This is a genomic window from Streptomyces sp. NPDC058457 (genome assembly GCF_042720695.1).
Lineage (GTDB): Bacteria > Actinomycetota > Actinomycetes > Streptomycetales > Streptomycetaceae > Streptomyces.
The window spans coordinates 20420-38254 of sequence record NZ_JBHXLU010000115.1 but is presented as its reverse complement, the minus strand read 5'-3'; the positions used below and the strand labels follow the sequence as shown (position 1 = coordinate 38254).

12 protein-coding genes are annotated in these 17835 nt (G+C 72.0%); 7 read left to right on the top strand and 5 right to left on the bottom strand.

What is annotated here, in order from left to right; all coding sequences use genetic code 11:
• Positions 1-118 precede the first annotated feature (118 nt).
• The 3 genes from ACFWPS_RS47960 to ACFWPS_RS47950 all read left to right on the top strand — a co-directional run bounded on the left by ACFWPS_RS47960 (position 119) and on the right by ACFWPS_RS47950 (position 6335).
• Positions 119-3400, top strand: coding sequence for an alginate lyase family protein (locus ACFWPS_RS47960; RefSeq protein ID WP_383719022.1), 3282 nt, complete (start codon positions 119-121; stop codon positions 3398-3400).
• Between the two features lie 26 nt (positions 3401-3426).
• The gene (locus tag ACFWPS_RS47955) at positions 3427-4677 is read left to right on the top strand and encodes an alginate lyase family protein (RefSeq protein WP_383719019.1); all 1251 of its coding nucleotides are present in this window, start codon (positions 3427-3429) and stop codon (positions 4675-4677) included.
• Between the two features lie 107 nt (positions 4678-4784).
• A complete protein-coding gene (locus ACFWPS_RS47950) occupies positions 4785-6335 on the top strand; it encodes a carboxylesterase/lipase family protein (protein WP_383719016.1) in 1551 nt (516 codons plus the stop codon).
• On the opposite strand, the gene ACFWPS_RS47945 is transcribed toward ACFWPS_RS47950, so the two are convergent.
• From ACFWPS_RS47945 to ACFWPS_RS47935, 3 genes are all read right to left on the bottom strand, one after another.
• Complete coding sequence (locus ACFWPS_RS47945; RefSeq protein WP_383719013.1) at positions 6309-7367, bottom strand: LacI family DNA-binding transcriptional regulator; 1059 nt, start codon at positions 7365-7367, stop codon at positions 6309-6311. The two genes, ACFWPS_RS47950 and ACFWPS_RS47945, sit on opposite strands and share 27 nt — an antisense overlap.
• A 193-nt stretch (positions 7368-7560) precedes the next feature.
• Positions 7561-8478, bottom strand: a complete 918-nt coding sequence (gene mmuM, locus ACFWPS_RS47940) for a homocysteine S-methyltransferase (protein WP_383719011.1) — start codon at positions 8476-8478, stop codon at positions 7561-7563.
• Positions 8479-8541: 63 nt separating this feature from the next.
• Positions 8542-9438, bottom strand: coding sequence for a LysR substrate-binding domain-containing protein (locus ACFWPS_RS47935; RefSeq protein ID WP_383719008.1), 897 nt, complete (start codon positions 9436-9438; stop codon positions 8542-8544).
• A 120-nt stretch (positions 9439-9558) separates the two neighbouring features.
• Between ACFWPS_RS47935 and ACFWPS_RS47930 the strand changes: the two genes are divergently transcribed.
• Genes ACFWPS_RS47930 through ACFWPS_RS47920 form a run of 3 tightly spaced genes read left to right on the top strand, consistent with a single transcriptional unit; the run spans position 9559 to position 12386 of the window.
• Positions 9559-10398 carry an LLM class F420-dependent oxidoreductase gene (locus ACFWPS_RS47930; RefSeq protein WP_383719005.1) on the top strand — a complete coding sequence of 280 codons (840 nt, stop codon included), beginning with the start codon at positions 9559-9561 and terminating at the stop codon, positions 10396-10398.
• Positions 10399-10435: 37 nt separating this feature from the next.
• Positions 10436-11281 (top strand): PhzF family phenazine biosynthesis protein, encoded by an 846-nt coding sequence (locus ACFWPS_RS47925; protein ID WP_383719003.1) that lies wholly within the window; start codon positions 10436-10438, stop codon positions 11279-11281.
• Positions 11274-12386 (top strand): aminoglycoside phosphotransferase, encoded by a 1113-nt coding sequence (locus ACFWPS_RS47920; protein WP_383719000.1) that lies wholly within the window; start codon positions 11274-11276, stop codon positions 12384-12386. The genes ACFWPS_RS47925 and ACFWPS_RS47920 overlap by 8 nt, the downstream gene beginning before the upstream one ends.
• Positions 12387-12403: 17 nt before the next feature.
• Here the strand turns inward: ACFWPS_RS47920 and ACFWPS_RS47915 are convergent, their stop codons facing one another.
• Positions 12404-14512, bottom strand: coding sequence for an autotransporter (locus ACFWPS_RS47915; RefSeq protein ID WP_383718998.1), 2109 nt, complete (start codon positions 14510-14512; stop codon positions 12404-12406).
• Between the two features lie 207 nt (positions 14513-14719).
• Here ACFWPS_RS47915 and ACFWPS_RS47910 point away from each other — a divergent pair, with 207 nt between their 5' ends.
• Entirely contained in the window at positions 14720-16129 is a 1410-nt protein-coding gene (locus tag ACFWPS_RS47910; RefSeq protein WP_383718996.1) for an RICIN domain-containing protein, read from the top strand.
• A gap of 18 nt (positions 16130-16147) precedes the next feature.
• On the opposite strand, the gene ACFWPS_RS47905 is transcribed toward ACFWPS_RS47910, so the two are convergent.
• Complete coding sequence (locus ACFWPS_RS47905; protein WP_383718993.1) at positions 16148-17827, bottom strand: rhamnogalacturonan lyase B N-terminal domain-containing protein; 1680 nt, start codon at positions 17825-17827, stop codon at positions 16148-16150.
• Positions 17828-17835 lie beyond the last annotated feature (8 nt).

The following is a 17835-nucleotide window of genomic DNA, read 5'->3' as shown; positions in this document are numbered from 1 at the left end:
CGGCGGAGCCGCTGATGACTACAGCCCCGCGCCCCTTCGGGGCGCTGTCGCTGCCGCATCGCAGTCGACTGCACCGGGTCCGCTCAGCCGCCGGGGATTCCTCGGCGGCACCGCGGCCCTGCTGCTGGCTACGGGTGCGAGCGGGCTGCTCGTGCCCAGCCGGGCGGCGGCCGAGGACCAGGAGCAGGATGCGGTGACCTTCTCCCACCCCGGCCTGCTGCACTCCGCCGACGACCTCGCCCGCATGAGAGCGGCGGTGGCCGCCAAGCAGTCACCGGTCTACGACGGCTACTTGGCCCTCGCGGCCCACGCCCGCTCCGCTGCCTCGTACACCGTGCAGAACACGGGCCAGATCACCACCTGGGGCCGCGGCCCCGCCAACTACCAGAACCAGGCGGTCGCCGACTCGGCCGCCGCCTACCAGAACGCCCTCGTCTGGTCCGTCACCGGCGACACCGCGCACGCCGACAAGGCCCGCGACATCCTCAACGCCTGGTCCGCCTCGCTCACCGCCGTCACCGGGGCCGACGGCCCGCTCGGCGCCGGGCTCCAGGCCTTCAAGTTCGTCAACGCGGCCGAACTCCTGCGCCACACCGGCTACGACGGCTGGAGCGCCGCCGACATCGCGCGCTGCGAGGAGTCCTTCCTGCGCGTCTGGTATCCGGCCCTCTCCTGCTACACGCTCTACGCCAACGGCAACTGGGACCTGACGTCCCTTCAGTCCCTCCTGGCCGTAGGCGTGTTCTGCGAGGAACCCACCCTCTTCCACGACGCGCTCCGCTTCGCCGCGGCCGGCGCAGGGAACGGCAGCGTCCTGCACCGCATCGTCACCGACGCGGGCCAGGGCCAGGAGAGCGGCCGGGACCAGGGCCACGAACAGCTCGCGGTCGGCCTGCTCGCCGACGCCGCGCAGGTCGCCTGGAACCAGGGCGTCGACCTCTGGGGCTTCGACGACAACCGCGTCCTCGCCAACGTCGAGTACGCCGCCCGCTACAACCTCGGCGGCGACGTCCCCTTCGTCCCCGACCTCGACCGCACCGGCAAGTACATCAAGCCGGCCGTCTCGGCCACCTCGCGCGGCACCCTGCCGCCGATCTACGAGATGGCGTACGCCCACTACGCGGGCGTGCGCGGCCTCGACGCCCCGTACACGAAGAACGCCGTCTTCCGCGGCACCGGCGGCGCCCGGGTCGTCGAGGGCAGCAACGACGACCTGCCGAGCTGGGGCACCTTCGCCTACGCCGGTGCGACGGCGACCGCGCCGAGCGTGCCGACGCCGCCGGCCGGTGTCACGGCGGTGGGGGAGGACCGGTCCGTGACCGTGACCTGGCTGCCGTCGACCTGGGCCGACTCCTACACGGTCCTGCGGGCGAGCGCCGCGGACGGCCGGTACGAGGAGATCGCGTCCGGGGTCGGACAGCCGGCGTACACCGACCGGGGTGTGCACGCCGGGCGGACGTACTACTACACGGTCGCCGCCGTCAATTCGCTCGGACGGAGCGGGAGTTCCACGTGGGCGGCTGCCTCCGCCGGTCTCCCCGGCCGGTGGGCGACCCAGGACGTCGGAGACGTAAGGATTCCTGGCTCGGCGGTCTTCGACGGGGAGCGCTTCGTCCTGGAGGCGAGCGGCACCGACGACACCTACCGCCTCGTCCACCTGCCACTGCGCGGCGACGGCACGGTCACCGCGCGGATCGTGTGGCCGCTCAGCTCGCAGTACTCCAAGATCGGCGTCACCGTCCGCGCCTCCCTCGACGCGGACGCGGCGCACGCCTCCATGCTGATCCAGGGGCTGCCGCTGCACACCTGGAGCGGAGTCTGGACGGTACGGCCGGCGGCCGGTGCGGAGATCTCCGCGACCGGCAGCACTCCGGTGCCGCCCTCCCAGCAGCAGGCCATCACCGTGAACGCGGCATTCCCGCTTTCCAACCTGGGTGCGCTGCCCGAATCGGCGACCCCCCTGGAGGCGCCCTACGTCGAGGGCGCGGGCGACGGCTACCGGCTGCGGGCGCCCTACTGGGTCCGCGTGACCCGGAGGGGCTCGCGCTGCACGGGCGCCATCTCGCCGGACGGTGTCCACTGGACCGAAGTCGGCTCCACCGAAGTCGAGTTGGGGCGCACCGCGTACGCGGGCCTCGCCCTCACCTCCGGTCTCGGCGTCGACGAGGACTACGCCGAGACCGGCACCGGCGTCTTCGACAACGTCGGCGTGGTCTCCTCGTCCGGTGCGGTGTGGTGCGTGCCGCGCCCCGCCCGCGCCGTCACCGACCTGCGGGCCGTCACCGGCGCCGACGCCGTCGAGCTGGCCTGGAGCGACCCCGACCTGTCCGCCCGCTACTCGGTGCTGCGCGCGACCCGCGCCGACGGACCGTACCGGACCCTCGCCACCGGCGTCGGCCCGGTCGGCTTCGGGACCCGCGTCCGATACGCCGACGCGACCGGGACACCGGGAACGACGTACCACTACACGGTCGTGAAGACCAACATCGCCGGCCGCGGCCCGCGTTCGGCTCCTGCGCAGGCTGCGACGCCCACCCCGGCGGTGCCCCAACTCACCTCCGCCACCGCCGCGTTCGCCAACCAGGGCGACGGTTTCCGGCATCTGCTGCGGGCCTCGCACGAGCCCGTGCTGTTCACGGCGGACGGGCTGCCCGACGGGCTGCGGATCGACCGGCGGACCGGTCTGGTCTCCGGAACACCCACCGGGACGGGCGAGTTCACGGTCACGACCACCGCGGCCAACGCCTCCGGGACCACGACCGGCACCCTCGCACTCACGGTCGGCACCGCGCCGCCCGATCCGTGGACGTACGGGGACCTCGGCGACACCGTGCTCGACGACCGTGCCTTCGGGACGCTGGGCGTGGTCGCGATCATCACGCCGGGCAGTACGTCCTACGACGACGGCACCTTCACCGTTCGGGGCGCGGGCGTCGACCTGAACGCCAACGGCCAGGGAATGACGGGGCAGTTCGTGCGGCAGCCCGTCAGCGGGGACTGCGAGATCGTCGCCCGGTTCGTCTCCCGTACCGGCGTGAGCGCCGACCGGGTGGGGCTGTTGATGGCGAAGTCGCTGTCGCCGTTCGACCAGGCCGCCGGAGTCGTCGTGACCGGCGGGAGCACCGCACAGCTCATGCTCCGCAGGACCGTGGCCGGAGCCTCCGCCTTCACGGGCGGCGCGGCCGTCACCCTCCCCACCCTGCTGCGGCTGAAGCGCGTCGGGACCGCCTTCGGCGCAGCCCTGTCCACCGATGACGGCGCCACCTGGACCCCCATCGCCGACGGAGAGATCCCCGCCTTCGGTGACGCCCCCTACCACGTGGGCCTCGTGGTCTGCTCGCGCAGCCAACTGGTCCGCTGCACCACCGAGTTCGACGAGGTGAGCATCACGCCCACCTGAGCCAGACGGATTGGAGATGCACAGCGATGAGCCGCACTTCCCCCCACGAGCACCTCCGCAGAACAGAGTTGAGCCGCCGCGGTCTGCTGAGGACCGCGGGCGGCCTCACCGCCGCCCTCGCCCTCGGCGGCGCCACCATGGCCACGACCGCGCACGCGGCCCCGTCCACGTTCACCCACCCCGGCATGCTGCACAACGCCGGCGACATCAACCGGGCCAAGGTCAGGGTCGCGGCGGGAACCGACCCCTGGCTGTCCGGCTGGAACAGGCTGACCGCCAACTCCCACTCCCAGTCGACCTGGACGAACCGGGCGACGGCCACCATCATCCGCGGCGGCACCGGGCAGAACTACAGCCTGCTCTACGGCGACATCGCCGCCGCCTACCAGAACGCCCTGCGCTGGCAGGTAGGCGGCACCGAGGCCAACGCCGTGTGCGCCGCCAACATCCTCAACGCCTGGTCGACGACGCTGACCACGGTCACCGGAAACGCCGACCGGTTCCTCGCGGCGGGCCTGTACGGCTGGCAGTTCGCCAACGCCTGCGAGCTGATGCGCGACTACGACGGCTTCGACCTCGCAGCCGCCCAGGAGATGCTGGCGGGCGTCTTCTACCCGCTCAACAACAGCTTCCTCACCAACCACAACGATGCCTGCATCACCAACTACTGGGCCAACTGGGACCTGTGCAACATGGCCTCGATCCTGGCCATCGGGATCCTCAACGGGGACAGCTCCAAGTACGACCAGGCCGTCACCTACTTCAAGTCCGGCGCGGGCAACGGCTCCATCGCGCACGCGGTGCCGTACCTGTACACCGACTCCGACGGCTACGCGCTGGGCCAGTGGCAGGAGTCCGGCCGCGACCAGGGCCACACGGTCATGGGCATGGGCCAGATGGGCGCGGTCTGCGAGATGGCCTGGAACCAGGGCGACGACCTGTACTCCTACGACGACAAGAGGTTCATGAAGGCCGCCCAGTACGTCGCCAAGTACAACATCGGCGACGACGTCCCCTTCACCACCTACACCTGGGGCAGCGGCACCACCTGCGCCTCCAACTCGCAGACCGCCATATCGGACAGTTCCCGCGGCCAGGTCCGCCCGGTCTGGGCCATGCTCCACTTCCACTACAACCGGCGCCTGTACCTCGACGACAAGTACATCTCCGCCATGTACTACGACCTGGTCGCCCCCGAGGGCGGGGGAGGTGACTACGGCTCCGACAGCGGCGGCTACGACCAGCTCGGCTTCGGCACCCTGATGTACGCCAAGTAGCCGCGGGTATCCGCCCGACCGCCGTGTGTGCCGGAATACCCGGAGCAGATGTGGTGCTCTTGTCGTACCGGCGTAGTGGCGCGCGCGGCGGGAGGAGCTGGTGGCGGATGACGGCGGACCGGACGGAGCCCGTGGCCGACACCCCGTACGGGGCGGTGCGCGGCAGGTGGGAGCGCGGGGTCGCGGTGTTCCGCGGTATCCCCTATGCCGCCCCGCCCTTCGGGGAGCACCGGTTCCGTCCGCCCGCGCCGCCCGAGCCCTGGGACGGCGTCCGGGACGCGGGCGCCTTCGGGCCGACGGCGCCCAAACCGCCGTACTCGGAGGCGTTCGCACAGTACCTGTCCGACCCGGTGGTCCCGGGCGACGACTGCCTCAACCTCAACGTGTGGACCCCGGAGCCGGGCCCCGGCGCCCGGCTCCCGGTCCTCGTCTGGCTGCACGGAGGCGCCCTGACCAGGGGATCCTCGGCCGTGCCGGTGTACGACGGGCATGCGTTCGCCCGTGACGGGGTCGTCTTCGTGTCGATGAACTACCGGCTGGGCGTGGAGGGCTACGGGCTGTTCCCCGACACCCCGCCCAACCCCGGCCTGCGCGACCAACTCGCCGCCCTGCGCTGGGTCCACGACACCATCGCGGCCTTCGGCGGCGACCCGGCCCGCATCACCCTCTGCGGCCAGTCCGCCGGCGCCATCAGCACCGGCGCCCTGCTCGCCGCACCCCAGGCCCAGGGCCTGATCCGCCGGGCCGTCCTGCAGAGCGGCCCGCCCGAGGCCTCGGAGCGGGACAAGGTACGGCGCATGGTCCGCCGGATGGCCGGCCGCCTCAGGATCCCCGCGACCGCCCAGGCCTTCGCCGAGGTCGACCGCGAACTGCTGCTGCGCACCCAGGCCGAGGTGGGCCGCCTCAGCAGCCCCGTCCTCGGCGGCCCCGCCTTCGGGATCGTCGTCGACGGCGACCTCGTCCCCCGCGACCCGCTCCAGGCCCTCCTCGACGGCGAGGCGGCGCAGGGCGTCGACCTCCTGATGGGCTGGACCCGCGACGAGTACCGGCTCTGGCTGGTCCCCGGCGGCCTCGTCGACCACGTCGACCGGCTCGGCCCGGTCGCCCTCGCCGGTGCCATGGCCCGCTGCCACGTCGGCCACGAGGTACCGCGCGGCTACCGCACCCTGTACCCCGGGGCCGGCCCCGCCGAGATCGTCGGCCAGATGGTCACCGACCACCTGCTCCGCCGCCCGCTGTACCGGCTGGCCGCGGCCCGCCCAGGCTCCTCCTACCTCTACGAGTTCGCCTGGCCCTCCAACCGCCCCGGTCTCGGCTCCTGCCACGCCCTGGAACTGGGCTTCGTCTTCGACACCGGCGAGGACCCCGACTCGGCCCGGCTGGCCGGCGCGGGCGCCCCACAGGACCTCGCCGACGCCATGCACGGCGCCTGGGTCCACTTCGCCACCACCGGCGACCCCGGCTGGCAGCCCTGGGACGACACCCACCCGGTCCGCGTCCTCGGCGACGGCGAGCCCCACACGGTGTCCGGCCTCCGCGACGAGGAGTTCGCCCTCTGGAACCCCGGCGCGGCACCACCGCACCCCGAGCGAACGGCCGAACTGGCCCTGGCGGTACGCCGGCTGCGCCGCTCAGTGGCCGCGGTACGCCGTCACTGAGTCCCGTACGACCACATGCGTGCCGAGGAGCAGGTGCTCGTCGGCCGACTCCCCGCCGTGGCCGAGCGCGGTCCGCACGGCGAGCCGCCCCAGCTCCTCGTAGGGCACGTGCACGGTGGTCAGCGCCGGGTGCAGATCGCGGGCGAACGGTATGTCGTCGTACCCGGCCAGCGACACGTCCCCGGGCACCGCCAGGCCCGCCTCGTGCAGTGCGGTCAGCGCCCCTGCCGCCACCATGTCGGTGGCGGCGACCACCGCGCTGAACTCCAGCTCCCGGGCGAGGGCCTGCCGCAGCAGCCGATGCCCGGAATCCCGGGTGAAGTCACCGTGCAGCAGCAGCGCGGGATCGGGCTCAAGACCTCTGGCCCGATGCGCGGCCAGATATCCCCGCTCCCGCCCCATCGCCGTCGTGTGGTCCGGCTTGCCGCCCAGGAACAGCACCCGCCGGTGCCCCTGCGCCAGGACATGGGCGACCAGGGCGTAGGCGCCGCCCTCGTTGTCGTACTCGATGACCGTCACCGGCGCGCCGGGCCCGAGCGGCGGCCGCCCGCAGAGCACGAGCCGCGACCCGGCGGAGGCGAGCGAGTCGGCGACCCGACGCGTCCGCTCCCGGTACTCGGGCGTGTCCGCCGCCCCGCCGACGAGGATCACGGCGGCGGCCCGCTGGGCCCGCATCATCCCGATGAACTCCAGCTCACGCCGCACATCGCCGTCGGTACTGCACACCAGCGACAGATGCCCGAGCCGCGCCGCCTCCCGCTCCACGCCGTACGCCATGTGCGCGAAGGACGGCCCGGTGATGTCCTCCAGCACGAAGGCGAGCGTGGGCGTACCGACCCCGGCGATCGCCTTCGCCCGAGCGTCGGCGACGTAGTCCATCTCACGGACGGCCCGCAGGACCCGGGTACGGGTGGCGGCACTGACGGGATACTCGCCCCCCAGCACCCGGGACACGGTGGACGCGGACACCCCGGCGCGCGCGGCGACATCACGAATGGTGCTCCGCCCGTCTTCCCCGCTCTTCCTGGTCAACCCCACCCCCGCCAACCGGTTCCCACGGGGACCTTAGCGCCCCGCCACGGATGCAGGGAACGGGACTGCAGTGCGCCCCTTCAGGGGCGCTGGGGGTCCCCCCGGCCGAAGGCTGGGGGAGGAACTGCGCGACCAGCCCCCACCGGGCCCGCAGCCGCCCGCCGCCCCAACCACCCACGGCAAACAGGCGACCTCAAACCACCCGAGCGATCCCGGCAATCGCCTCCGGCCCCACCCGGCAGCACCCCCCGATCAACCGGGCCCCCGCCGCCCGCCACCCCTCCACCTGCCCGGCGTCGAACAGCGACCGCCCCGTCCACGCCCGTGCCTCCGCGTCCCACACCTCTCCGCTGTTGGGATAGACGACGACCGGCTTCCCGGTGACCCGCGCCGCCACCGCGACCGCGTCCGGCACATCCTCCGGCGCACAGCAGTTCACCCCCACCGCGATCACCTCGTCCACCTCCGCCGCCAGCGCGAACGCCTCCTCAAGCGGCTGCCCCGCCCGGGTCCGCCCACCCGCCACGCTGTACGACAGCCAGGCCGGCACCCCCAGCCCCCGCACCGCCCGCAACAGCGCCGCCGCCTCGTCCGCGTCCGGCACGGTCTCCAGCGCCAGCACATCCGGCCCCGCCGCGGCCAGCACCTCCAGCCGCGGCCGATGGAACCGCTCCAGCTCCCCGACGCTCAGCCCGTACCGCCCCCGGTACTCGGAGCCGTCCGCGAGCATCGCCCCGTACGGCCCGACCGAGGCGGCCACCCACAGCGGCCGTACGATCCCTTCCGCCCGCGCCCGCCGTACCGCGTCGCGCCCCAGCGCCACGCTCAGCGCGAGCAGCCGGGCGGCCTCCTCGTGGGAGATCCCGCGCTTGCCGAAGCCCTCGAACGTGGCCTGGTAGCTGGCGGTGATCGCGACATCCGCGCCCGCCCTGAAGTACGCGAGGTGCGCGTCGCTCACCGCGTCGGGCCGGTCGGCCAGCAGCCGCGCCGACCACAGCTCGTCGCTCAGGTCGTGTCCGGCGGACGCCAGCTGGTTGGACATGCCGCCGTCGAGCACGACCGTCCCGGCGGCGAGGGCGTCGGCGAGGCTGGGGGAGTTGTCGCTGGTCATGCCTCCGACGCTAGTCGACCCGGCGGCGAAACGACCGACCCCGTCCACTGTGCGGGCAGACCCCTACGGGCAGGCTGCCGTGCAGAGGCAGCAGGCGTCGATGAAGACCCGTACGGCTCTGCGGTGGTCTCCCGTGCGCCAGACGACGGCGAGCTCACTGGGGGAGAGGCCGGTGACCGGCCGGCAGGTGACGTTCTCCCGCCTGTAGATCTCGGCGTTACCGGCGGCGAGGAGGGCTGCCCCGAGCCCCGAAGCGACCGCTTCGAAGGTCTCGTCGGCGGTTTCCGCCGTCGCGGCGACACGCGCCGGAGTCCGGCGGCGATCGTTGCCGAGCCAGAAGTCGCGGAGCGCTCCGGCCGCCGTCGGAAGGGCGATGAAAGGCTCGTCGGCGAGATCCTCGAAGGAGACGACCGGGCGGTCGGCCAGACGGTGACCGGCCGGAAGAGCGACCCAGCGGTCCTCCCTGGTGATCACCTTGTGCGAGTAGTCGCCACTCGCCGCGACGGGCAGCCAGGCGATGGCGACATCGACATCGCTGCCGGCGAGTCCCACCGTCGGGTCGGCCCAGGTGATCTGGCGGAACTGGAGTCGCCAACCGGGAAGCAGCTTCTCCATCGTGGCGGTGACGGCCGGGATGAGCCCGCGGCCGATGCTCGTGTGGAAACCGACCGTGAGCGTGGTGTTCTGGGTGGCCACGGCGTCGGCGATCGCACGCCGGGCTTCCTCCCACTGCTCGATCAGCCGCCGGGCCTGGGGCAGGAGGGCTCTGCCCGCGGCGGTCAGGGTGACCGTCCGCCGGTCGCGTTCGAAGAGCGCGGTCCTCAGGGAGAGCTCCAGTTGGCGGATCTGTTTGCTCAGCGTCGGCTGTGAGACGAAGAGCCGGTCGCTCGCGGCCCGGGTGAAGCTGAGTTCCTCCGCGACCGCGACGAAGTAGCGCAGGTCCCGGATGTGGACATCCATAGCCAGAGGCTATAACAGCAGCTCTTGGACAGCGGGAGTGCGGAATTCGAGGATGGAGCGCGTGGGTGCGAGCAGGGCGCCGAGGTCCTCGCCGCCCGGGGCGTATGGAGGTGGGCACCGGTGGAACTGGGCGTCAACGGGCTGAACGCCAAGGCCGTGTTGGGACCTGCGGAGACCGTCCGGCTGGCTCGGCTGGCGGAGGAGCTGGGGTACCGGTCGTGGTGGGCCGGCGAGCACGTGGTGCTGCCCAGCCCCCGGGTACCGGAAGCGCCGATGGAGCCCACGGATCCGATCCTCGACCCGCTGGTGCACCTGGCCTACGTCGCGGCCGTCACCGAACGGCTCGAACTCGGCACGGGGATCGTCATCCTGCCGCAGCGCAATCCGCTGGTGCTCGCCAAGCAGGTCGCGAGCCTCGACGTGCTCAGCGGTGGCCGGCTGCTTCTGGGGGTCGGAGCCGGCTACCTCGAACCGGAGATGACCGCTGTCGGAGTGCCGTACTCGCAGCGTGGCCGGCGCACCGACGAGTACCTGGACGCGATGACGGCGCTGTGGACCCAGCCGGCGCCGTCCTATCAGGGCCGGTACGTGGCCTTCGACGGCATCGACGCGCACCCGCGGCCCGTCGGGGAACACGGACCGCGGATCGTGATCGGCGGCCACAGCCCGGCCGCGTTCCGGCGGGCGGTCGCGCGCGGCCACGGATGGTTCGGCAACGGCGACAGCCCGGAGGATCTCGCCCGGCATCTCGCCGGACTGCGGAAGGCTGCCGCCGAGGTCGAACGCCCGGAGTGGCTGGGCCGACTCGAGATCAACTTCACGCAACTCTCCCCGGTGAACGCCGACACCGCCCGGCGCTACGCCGACCTCGGCGTCGACCGGCTCGTGGTCTACCCGCTTCCCCTGGAGGATCCCGCGGACGTCGCCGCGTTCCTCGAACATCACGCCGGCCTGCTGTGACGGCGCCACGGCGGCGTCCTGCCCTAAGCTCGCCGCCGTGAACGTCACCATCGTCCGTGCCTGCCTGCGCGACGGCCGCGGGGGCAGCCCCACCGCGGTCCTGGACGACACCCCGCTCACCGACGACGAGCGCCGCGAGGTGCCCGTCCGGGCCGGCACGTCCCATGCCGTGTTCCTCTCGGCCGACCGGGACGGCGGCGGGGCGACGCTCCGCTTCTTCACCGCCGAGGGCGAACTGCCCGGCTGCGGCCACGGCACGGTCGCGGCGCTGGCCGTCCTGGCCGCGCGCACCGGCACCCGCGAGGTCACCCTGCGGACGCGGGGCGGCACCCTCGCGGGCCGGGCGGTCCGGCACGACGGGAACGGCGGCCTGGAAGCCTGGTTCACGCCGGGCCCGGTCGGCCTGCGCGCGCCCGAGGCCGGCGAACACGAGGACGTCCTCAGCGCCCTGGGCGTGGCCGGAGACACGCCCGGCTGTGTCGTCGCCACCCTGGGACGGCCGAGGCTCCTCGTCCCGCTGCCCACCCGGTCCGCCGTCTCCGCGCTGACCCCGGACCTGGACCGCCTCCGCACCGCCTGCGACCGGCCGGCCCTGCTGGGCTGCTACCTCTACTCGGCCCCGGCACCGGACGGCCGGGTCGCGGCCCGTATGTTCGCCCCGTCGATCGGCGTCCCCGAGGACATCGCCAACGCCAACAGCACGGCCTGCCTCGCCGCCCACCTGGCCCGTGACGGCCTGCGGGGTGTCACCGCCGACATGGGCGACTCGCTCGGCACCCCGGCGACGATCAGGGCCGTCGTGCGCCACGAGACGGACGGCCCGGGGATCCAGGTGGGCGGCGCGGCGGAGATCGCCCGCGAACTAGCCTTGGGCCATGCCTGAGACGACACTCCAGGACACCGAGGCCCGCGAGGTGCTCGGCGCGGACGCAGCCGTTTTCGACCCCCTCGTCCACAACCCGAAGAACGGCGTCACCGGCGGCGTGTGGCGGGTGAGCACCGGCCGCCGCTCGGCCGTTCTGAAGGTGCTCACCCGCAACAAGGCGGCCACCGAACGCTGGGCCGCCTCGGACGAGCCCCGGCACTGGAACTACTGGCGGCGCGAGGCGCACGTCTACGAGTCCGGTCTCGCCCAGGTCTGGCAGCCCTACGGCATCCGCGCGCCCCGGCTGCTCGCTCTCGTCGAACGGCCGGACGGGGACGTCGCGTTGTGGCTGGAGGACGTGCCGGGGGAGCCGGCCAGCGCATGGCCGCTCGCCCGGCACGTCGAGCACGCCCGCCGCCTCGGCGCCGCCCAGGGGGCGGTACGGGCCGGCGACCACCCGTGGCTGAGCCGCCGTTTTCTGCGTCAGTACATCGGCGGCAACACCCTCGGCCAGGAGCTCCTGGACGAAGACGAGGCGTGGCGACAGCCACTGGTCCGCGACCACTTCCCGCCCGGCCTGCGCCGTGAGATGGTCCGGCTGCACCACGACCGCGAGTGGTTCCTCCAGGTGCTGGAGACTTTGCCGCGGGCCTTCTGCCACCTCGACATGTGGCCGGCGAACCTCCGCTCCGACGGCCCCGCCACCGTCGCCCTCGACTGGTCGTTCGCCGGGGACGGCGCCCTGGGCGAGGACCTGGGCAACTACCTCCCCGACTCCGTCTTCGACCTCTTCGTCCCGGCCGCCCGGCTGCCCGAGTACGCGGCGGCGGCCTACGACGCCTACCTCCAGGGCCTGCGCGAGTGCGGCCGGGACATCGACGAGCGGCTGGTACGGCTCGCGGTGTGCGCCTCGGCGGTGAAGTACGACTGGCTCACCGCCCTGATGCTGGCCCGCGCCGGCGAGGAGCAGCTGGACTACGGGGGCGGCCGCCCGATCTCCGCCGAACTCCGTTACCGGGAACGCGGGTTGACGCTCGCCTTCCTCGCGGGCTGGGCGGCCGAGGCGCGTGCCTCGGCGCCGGAGCTGGGCTTCCCGGTGCCGCCCAGCGGGCGGCACCGGTAGGCGGCACCGGCAGGCGGTCAGGCCGCGTGGCGCTTGTTCTTCCTGCGGCCCTTGCGCTGCGTGCGCCGGCTCGCCGGGACCATCAGGCCGCCGAGGAGGCCGAGGGCGAGGGCGTAGGGCCACCAGCCGAAGGAGTCCGTCGACTCGGCGGCGGTGCGGGTGGTCACGGCCGGGGGAGCGGACGCCGTGTCGGTGGTGTCCGCCTTCGTCGAGGCCTTGGCGGTCTCCGCGTTCAGGACCACGTCGTTGCCGTCGCCGCCGCGGTAGGTGATCCGGTAGACCGTGTCGGCCAGCTTGACCTCGGCGCCCTCGCGCAACCCGTCGAAGCTGCCGGTCGTGCGGGTCGTGCCGGTGTGGTCGATCAGGGTGATGCGGCGGGCCGGAGCGGTGCCCGCGGCGGACATGTCCAGTGCACCGGCCAGGGCGAGGCGGCCCGTCACCTTCAACGGCCTTTTCCGCAGGACCAGTTCGCCCCGCTTGTGCTGGGTGTAGTCGCCCTTCACCGTCAGCCCGCTGGTCACCAGGCTGTCGTTGGTGACCGACCCGAGCACGGTGCCCGTCCCGGAGAGCGTGGTCAGCACCCGCAGGCCCGCCGTGCCCGGGTCCAGCCGGGCCCCGGCCGAGGTGAGCCGGATGGCCTCGCTGTGCACGAGCGTCGCCCCGGAGCGCAGGGCGAGGGTGCCCTGACTGACGGTGGTCGTCCCCGTGTACGTCACCGCGCCGCCGGTGAGCGTGGTGGTGGCCGCCCCCGACTGCACGAGGGATCCGGAGCCGCCGACGTATGCCAGGCGGACCGGGGTCGAGGTGTTGCGGACGACCAGGGTGCCGTCGTTGTCGACGCGCCGGCGTTCGGTGCCCGTCAGGAGCGAGCCGTCGCCGCCCTTCGACCCCGAACCCAGCCGCAGCACCGCGCCGTTCCGGATGGTCGTCGAGCCGTCGTAGTCCTGGGCGGCCGCGAAGGTCACGTCGTTCCCGCGGGTTCCCGCGATCACGATGTCCCCGGCGCCGGGCGCGGCCAGCGTGTCGTGGTAGCGGCCGCCGCCGATCGGGGCGCCCAGGGTCACCGGGCCGTCGTAGTCGAAGGTGAGCGTGGAGCGGCGGCCGCTCGCCTCGTGCAGGTTGATGTAGACGGTGTCCTTCGTCCCCGGCATGAAGATGCGGTGGGTCGTCCCGTCGCCCCAGTGCACGTCGGCGCCCTCGATGTTGGTGCCGCGCTTGTTCGACTGGTGGGGTATCGGCTCCCAGTTGAGAGACGGGTCGCTCAGCGACGGGTTGGTGTCGCCGCCCCGGTCGCTGTAGCTGTACTGCCCGGTCAGGACCACCTTGCTGCCCGGCCGCGAGTGGACGTTGACGTCACTGCCGTACTCGCGCTGGTAGAAGTCCTGGCGCAGGGTGATCGTCTGGTCGAGCGGGGTGTCGATGATCCAGGAGCCCTCGTTGAGGATCGCGCGCGCGTCGGGGAGCGCCACGGGGTACTCGGGGCGGCCGACCGCCATGCCCGTGCCGTTGTCGATGACCCCGGAGAAGGGGTGGGTGCCCGCCAGGTCCAGCGTGCCCCACATGTTGCGGGGCTGGGTCACCAGGCCCGAGCCGCTGATCGTGCCGATGTTGAAGGTGCGGGTCAGGGAGAGCCGCAGGGTGCCGTCGACGCGGATGTTGAGCTGGTTGAGTTGGTAGCCGGGGGTGTCGTACGGGAAGTGGCCGATCAGACCGGTGCCGCCGCCCGTGCCGTACTGCAGGGTCGTACCGCGCTCGACCGTGATCGCGGGCGGGTCCGGGTTGGTGACCGTCGTATACGGGTGGTTGCCGCCCTGGGTGCGTACGACCTGCCGCTGCCGGGACTTCGGCAGGGTGAAGTCGCTGTCCCTGGTGAGGATCAGGGTGCCGCCGCCGCGCACGGTGAGAGTGCCCTCGCCGTGGAGGACGCCGTCGTAGGTGGTCGTCCCGGCCGGCACGGTGACGACCGTGTCGCCGGTGACGGTCACGTCCCGGTCGGCGAGGACGTCGGCGGTGACGTCCCGGGCGCCGGCATCGGAGACGGAGGCGGCGGACGCCGGGGGAGCGGAGGCCAGGAGGGCGGCGAGGGCGCCGATGGCCGCTGCGGTGGTGTGGAGGTGGCTGCGCACATCAGGGGAGACGGTTGCGGACGGCTCTCGATAACAGAAAAACGACCTCCGGCAAGGATCGCTTGGAAATCGCTTTCCCCCTTGTCGCGTCAGACCCGTTGACCCACGCGTAACACACCCTTACCTTTTCGGCGATCACAACGTTCGTCATGACAGATGTGGTTCGGTATGTCGAACGGCTTTCCTTCCCCCGAGGAGCGTGTGTAGATGAGACGTGCGTACGCGATCCTGCTGTCCCTCTGTCTGGCGGTGATCGGCGCCCTGGCCACCGCGGGTCCGGCCGCGGCCGCCTCCCAGACGGTGACCAACGGCACCCGGTTCACCGACACTTCGGGGAACATCGTCCACGCCCACGGCGGCGGGGTCATCAAGGTCGGCAGCTACTACTACTGGTTCGGCGAGGACCGCAACTCCGACAACACCTTCAAGTACGTGGATGCCTACCGCTCCACCGACCTGAAGACCTGGGAGTTCCGCAACCACGTCCTCACCCAGTCCTCCGCCTCCGAGCTCGGCACCGCCTACATCGAGCGCCCGAAGGTCATCTACAACGCTTCCACCGGCAAGTTCGTGATGTGGATGCACAAGGAGAACGGCGTCGACTACAGCGAGGCCAAGGCCGCCGTCGCCGTCTCCGACACCGTCGACGGGAACTACACCTACCAGGGCAGCTTCCAGCCGCTCGGCCAGTACATGTCCCGGGACATCACGACCTTCGTCGACACCGACGGCACGGCCTACATGGTCTCCGCCGCCAACGAGAACTACGACCTGCAGATCTACAAGCTCACCAGCGACTACACCGCCATCGACAGCCTGGTCGCCAACCCCTGGGCCGGCGGCCACCGCGAGGCCCCGGCCCTCTTCAAGCGCAACGGCGTCTACTTCATGCTGACGTCGGGCGCGACCGGCTGGAGCGCCAACCAGCAGGAGTACGCCACCGCGACCTCCCTCTCCGGACCCTGGACCTCCTGGTCGACCGTCGGCGACTCCACGGCGTACAACTCCCAGACCGCGTACGTCCTCCCGGTCACCGGCACGTCGGGCACCTCGTACCTCTACATGGGCGACCGCTGGGGCAACTCCTTCGGCGGCACGGTCAACGACTCCCGTTACGTCTGGCTGCCGTTGACGTTCCCGACGTCCACCTCGATGTCGATGTCCTGGTACCCGGAGGTCTCCGTCGACACCGCGGCGGGCACGGTCAGCGGCACCGGCGCCACGTACAACACCCTGATCGCCCGGCACAGCAGCAAGTGCGCCGACGTGCCGAGCCAGTCCCTCTGGGAGGGCGTCGCGATCAGCCAGTACACCTGCAACAGCGGTACCAACCAGAAGTGGTGGTTCAAGGACCTGGGCACCGGCTACTACGAACTGATGGGCCGGGGCAGCTCGCTGTGCCTCCAGGAGAACTCCACCGACGTCACCCAGGAGGACTGCACCGGCGCCACCGCCCAGCAGTGGTCGGTCGTCACCTCCGGCTCCTACGTCAACATCAAGGCCCGCACGTCGGGCGAGTGCCTGGACGTGTCCGGCGCGTCCACCGCCAACTCGGCCGCGATCATCACGTACACGTGCAACGGCGGCACGAACCAGCAGTGGACGCGCGGGACCTGATGACGGATCAGGGCCGGTTCAGGCCAGCAGGTCGATCGCGTCGATCGCGGTGCCGGCGCTGAGATAGGACGTCGTCCCCGAGCCGCTCGCCACGTAGATCTTCAGCGTGTTGTAGGCGCTGGTGTCCGTCAGCCAGGCGGACGCCGGAACGCTGTAGGTGAACGTGTAGTTGTTGCCCCGGTACGAGCCCACGGTCAGTGACCGGGTGCTCGGCTGGGTGGGCGGGGAGGGGACGGCCGAGGTCCAGGTGTCGTTGACGACGACCTGCGGCCGGCCGTTCGCGTAGGCCGTCGTCACGCCGATCCTGAGGGTGTGCGCGGCGGCGGCCTGGGCGGCCGTCAGCCTGAAGTAGACGACGATCCCGCTGTTGACGTCCTTCCACAGGTAGCAGGGGAAGGCCGAGGTCTCGGTGCCGCTGCCGATGACCACGTTCCCGGTCCAGGACGCGGCCCGCACGTCGGACGGATGCGCGTACGTCATCAGGTCGGCGTTCTTGAACCCGCCCGGAGTGCCGTCCCAGTTGTTGATCCGCCAGATCGCGGACGCGTTGCCGGGATCGTTGGAGGACGGGACGGCGATGGTGTTGAGGGTGGTGGTGGCGCCCGCGGAGACGCTCACCGAGCCGGTGTAGACGGCCAGTTCACCCTTGAAGACGGTGAGGGTGTACGTCCCGGGCAGCACGCCCGCGACCGAGAACCAGCCGTCCGACGAGCGCGCCGAACCCCAGTACTGGGCCGCCGGGTTGGCGAGCCCCACGGTGTACGCGTACGCCGTGTCCCGCCCCGAGATGCCGACGCCGGCCACCCGCCCGCGCCCGCCCGCCGCCACGTACCCGGAGATGCCGAGCGAGTCCGCCCAGGACGTGGTGAGGGTGCCCGGGTACAGGGACGAGGAGGGTGCGCCGCCGTCCGTGAGGGCGATGACGTACGGGCCCTGGAGGCCGTACCGCTCCGACTCGGTCTGGTTCTCGCCGTAGTACAGGATCTCGTACAGTCCGCCGCCGTCGGCGCTCTGGTGGCGCAGCAGCGAGCGGTAGAACGGGCCGCCGGAGGCCTTCTCGTGGTTGCTGCGCACGATCCACAGGCCGACGCTGCCGGTCGTCCAGCCGATGTAGCTGTAGTCCATCACCCGCAGCTTCGAGTAGTGCTTGGCGCGGGTCTGGCCGTCGGACTTCTCGAAGACGTCCGCGGACTCGATGACGGTGGGCGCGTAAGTGTAGGAATCCGGCTCGTCGTTGAGGAACAGGCCGGCCTTGACGCGCACGATGTACCGGGTGGCGGTGACGGACGAGTCGGCCTTGTTGGTCCACAGGTAGACGTTGTTCTCGCCGCTGCGGGCCGCGTAGTAGTGCTTCAGCGTGCCGTACGCGACCGAGACCAGGATCGTGGTGCCGGACTGGGCGATGGTCACCGTGGAGGTGCCCAGGCCCGACTCGACGTGCGAGTTCTTGCCGCCGTAGCCCTGGTACTCGGTGCCCTTGTAGACCAGCGAGGTCAGGTCGCCGTTGGTCTTGCTGACCTTGAAGACCAGGCTGGCGCCGGTGTCGACCACATAGTCGGAGCCGTCGTCCGACCAGCCGAAGCTCGCGGCCGAGGCGGTGGCGGCCAGCGGGCCGGTGAGGGCGGCGGTGCCGGCGGCGGCCGCGCTGCCGAGGACGAAGGTGCGGCGTCCGAGCGGTCTCCCGGTGGGTCCGGACATGGGGGTGC

Coding starts and splice junctions, on each gene's coding strand:
- ACFWPS_RS47910 (WP_383718996.1), top strand. CDS start 14,720: ATGAGACGTGCGTACGCGATCCTGCTGTCCCTCTGTCTGGCGGTGATC.
- mmuM (WP_383719011.1), bottom strand. CDS start 8,478: ATGACCAGCGACAACTCCCCCAGCCTCGCCGACGCCCTCGCCGCCGGG.
- ACFWPS_RS47935 (WP_383719008.1), bottom strand. CDS start 9,438: ATGGATGTCCACATCCGGGACCTGCGCTACTTCGTCGCGGTCGCGGAG.
- ACFWPS_RS47920 (WP_383719000.1), top strand. CDS start 11,274: ATGCCTGAGACGACACTCCAGGACACCGAGGCCCGCGAGGTGCTCGGC.
- ACFWPS_RS47905 (WP_383718993.1), bottom strand. CDS start 17,827: ATGTCCGGACCCACCGGGAGACCGCTCGGACGCCGCACCTTCGTCCTC.
- ACFWPS_RS47950 (WP_383719016.1), top strand. CDS start 4,785: ATGACGGCGGACCGGACGGAGCCCGTGGCCGACACCCCGTACGGGGCG.
- ACFWPS_RS47955 (WP_383719019.1), top strand. CDS start 3,427: ATGAGCCGCACTTCCCCCCACGAGCACCTCCGCAGAACAGAGTTGAGC.